The 507-nt window shown below is 60.2% G+C and carries 1 protein-coding gene; it reads right to left on the bottom strand.

All coding sequences use genetic code 11. The features are described from left to right. On the bottom strand, positions 1-342 hold a 342-nt coding region (locus tag NKJ89_RS35680; RefSeq protein ID WP_352609092.1), incomplete at its 3' end, for an MFS transporter. Positions 343-507 lie beyond the last annotated feature (165 nt).

Genomic DNA, 507 nt, shown 5'->3' with positions numbered 1-507 from the left:
CAGCCAGGGACTGACAAAGCCCAGCCCCACAGAGAGCGCCAGCGCCGTGGATGCCGTCGCAATCAGGCAATGGCCGGCAAGCATCACCCCGCGGCGGCTGAAGCTGTCTGCAATCGCTCCAGCAACAATCGACAAGAAGAAGGCGGGCAGCGTCGATGCCGCCTGTACGAGCGCAACCATCAGATCGGAGGCCGAAATCGTTGCCATGAGCCAGCTTATGGCAACGCTTTGCACGAGCCAGCCAAGGCTGGATATCTGCGTGGCTGTCCAGATCGAACGAAAGACCGGATTCTGAAGCGGGATCAGTGTGGCTGCCGTAAAGGGGCGGGAATCTCGACGCATGACTTCTCACCTCCACCACGTAGTTCTTTCGCTCACTCACCTGCTGACAGCGGTGCGCCTGCGCCCAGCTGCATCGCAACAAAGTTAGATATCGCGCTCGCAACAAAGCCGATGTCGCATCAACGGTGCCGATGCGCGATGTGTGTGCCGGTTGGCGTCAGTTGG

This window comes from Mesorhizobium sp. M0047 (genome assembly GCF_040323315.1).
Taxonomy (GTDB): Bacteria; Pseudomonadota; Alphaproteobacteria; order Rhizobiales; family Rhizobiaceae; genus Mesorhizobium.
The sequence above is the reverse complement of the archived record's forward strand: the minus strand, read 5'-3'. Positions and strand labels throughout refer to the sequence as shown.